The organism is Streptomyces sp. NPDC029138 (assembly GCF_055564375.1).
The window spans coordinates 25,599-27,746 of record NZ_JBVHWM010000032.1 but is presented as its reverse complement, the minus strand read 5'-3'; the positions used below and the strand labels follow the sequence as shown (position 1 = coordinate 27,746).

3 protein-coding genes are annotated in these 2,148 nt (G+C 73.7%); all 3 read left to right on the top strand.

Annotation, left to right across the window (positions count from 1 at the left end):
• The first annotated feature begins 413 nt into the window (after positions 1 to 413).
• The 3 genes from ACZ4WH_RS23965 to ACZ4WH_RS23955 are packed head-to-tail and all read left to right on the top strand — an operon-like array spanning position 414 to position 2,148.
• The gene (locus ACZ4WH_RS23965; RefSeq protein WP_468183648.1) at positions 414 to 1,034 is read left to right on the top strand and encodes a hypothetical protein; all 621 of its coding nucleotides are present in this window, start codon (positions 414 to 416) and stop codon (positions 1,032 to 1,034) included.
• Positions 1,031 to 1,462, top strand: a complete 432-nt coding sequence (locus tag ACZ4WH_RS23960; RefSeq protein WP_468183645.1) for a hypothetical protein — start codon at positions 1,031 to 1,033, stop codon at positions 1,460 to 1,462. Before ACZ4WH_RS23965 ends, ACZ4WH_RS23960 begins: the two co-directional genes overlap by 4 nt.
• The gene (locus ACZ4WH_RS23955; protein WP_468183642.1) at positions 1,459 to 2,148 is read left to right on the top strand and encodes a type VII secretion system-associated protein; all 690 of its coding nucleotides are present in this window, start codon (positions 1,459 to 1,461) and stop codon (positions 2,146 to 2,148) included. Before ACZ4WH_RS23960 ends, ACZ4WH_RS23955 begins: the two co-directional genes overlap by 4 nt.

Here is a 2,148-nt window from a genome sequence, read left to right as displayed (position 1 = left end):
TCGGACGGGGCGCCCGCCGAGGACGACGGCCGGCCCAGCGGCGACGGTCCGCGGGACGACGGTCCCCACGACGAGAACCCGGACGACGACGGCAGCTTCGACGACAGCCCGGAAGGCGGCGGACCCGGAGGAGCCACGACCGTGTCCCCACCGTCCCTGAGCGGGAGCGGCGGGACACCCGCTTCCGTGGCCCCGAGGAATCCGGCCGGCTCCGCGTCCGGGTCCGCGGTCGTGGCCGGCCGGTCCGGCCGCCGCGTGCCGAGGCGGCCGGAACCGGTGGCGCCGACCCCACGGGCCGTGTGGTCGGGCACGACTACGCCGGCGTCGTTCCACCCGGACAGGTGCTGCCGCTGAACACGTGGGCGACCTGCCTCGCGGTACGAGACCCCGCCACCGGGGCCGAAACCGGGCACATGTCGTCGGCACCCTGGCTCGCGCGGGCCACCTTTGGGCTGACCCCGTACTTCGCCCTGCTCAGCGGCACACAGGACCTGCTCCAGGTGCATATCGCGAACGGGACGGTGCCCATGGCCGGGCATGTGCTCGCGGACCACTTGGCGACCGTCCCCGAACTCCGGTCCCTGCCGGCCGACGTGCCGGTCGTCCTCCTGATGGCCGGCGGCGCATCGGGCCAGTTGAACCTCCCCCGGCTCGTGGCGGCCCGGACGGGACGTGAGGTGTGGGCCCGCAGCGGGGACGTCCGGCTCCGTCGCGCGGAGGACGGACGGAACCTCCTGATCACGGTGGTGATTCACGATGACCCGTCGGTGCCGTACGGGCAGTGGGTGCGCAGTCTCCCGGACGACCTGGGCACCTCCTCGGCACGGGAGCGCGCGACAGTACTGCCGCCGCCCCCCGTGCTGCTGACCGCGTCGGACGGGAGGACGGTCTCCACGGATTCGATTCAGCAGTTCACCGTCGTCGGTCAGGACGGCAGACCGGTGGGGCGCGCCTCGCAGAGTCGCACTGGCCTTCCCCGACGTCCGCACCGATCCCTCTGCCGGGAACAGAACGGCCTCTGCCGTGGAGAGTGACGCGCACGGCGCCTTACTACGTCACTCTGCACGGGGAGCCCGACGAGGTGTACGTGGTCCTGACCGGCGGGGACGTCGTCAGTTTCGACGGGCGGCAGCTCGGCCGGTTCCTCCGCCGCCGGCCGAGCCTGTCGAGCCGTCCGGCCGACGATCCGATCGTCCTGGTGTCCTGCTCCACCGGGGGCTGGACCACGGCACCGCAGGGGAACGTGGCGCAGTTGGTCGCGGACGAGACGCAGCGCGTCGTGTACGCCCCCGACGAGATGACGACCATCGGGCTGAAGATGAAGGGCGACAAGTACGGCAACCTGGGGCTCTGGCTGACCTTCTACCCCCGATGGAACCGGCACCGCCGGCCGCCGGTCCCGGTAGGGGGCGAGCGGAACACCGACCACCGTCAAGAACGTGACCGAGGGGCAGCTGGATGAACGGCGACAGCGACGTCGAGCGAACGGCGGCCGGTACCGCGGAGGCGGACACCGGGGAACAGGAGCACGTACCGAAGGGCCCGGAGGCCGGGACCGCCGCACACCCCGGTCCGGTGGGCGCCCCGGAGCTGCCTCCGCAGCTGCGGGAGGCCGCCCGGTCGGCGCCGGAGCACTGGCTCGCCATGACCGACCCCGGCTGGACCGGCGAGGGGCCCCCGCCGCCGTGGGCGGTGATGGGACAGGTGAGGTCCGGACCGGACGGCGAGATCGAGGAGTGGCGGGCGAACGACGAGCACCGGCCCTCGTCGGTGACGCGCGGCTGGCCGGCGCCCACGGACGAGATCGACGAGGCGATCCAGCTCGCGGTCACCGGTTACGGTCCCGGCGAGGACGTCGTCCGGCTGCTCGCCACCGCCGAGGTGGCCTTCCCGGTCGATCCGGCCGGACGTCCGCTGGTGGCGTCGACCCCGGACGGCATCCCGGCCCTGCCGGTCTACACCTCGGGCGGTCAGATCACCGGGTTGGGCCGGCTGGCCCACGAGGCCTTGCCGGTCCCCCGGTTGCTGTCCCTGCTCGCCCCGGAGCAGCGGCTGCTGGTGAACCCCGCGGGCGCGGCCTGCCTGCTGATGGAGACCGAGGCGCTGCTCGGGGCGGACGCCGAGGCGCCGGCGGGCACCGGCGAGTAG

Excerpts from the sequence above, each read along its gene's own strand:
- ACZ4WH_RS23965 (WP_468183648.1), top strand. The coding sequence starts at position 414 with ATGTCGTCGGCACCCTGGCTCGCGCGGGCCACCTTTGGGCTGACCCCG.
- ACZ4WH_RS23955 (WP_468183642.1), top strand. The coding sequence starts at position 1,459 with ATGAACGGCGACAGCGACGTCGAGCGAACGGCGGCCGGTACCGCGGAG.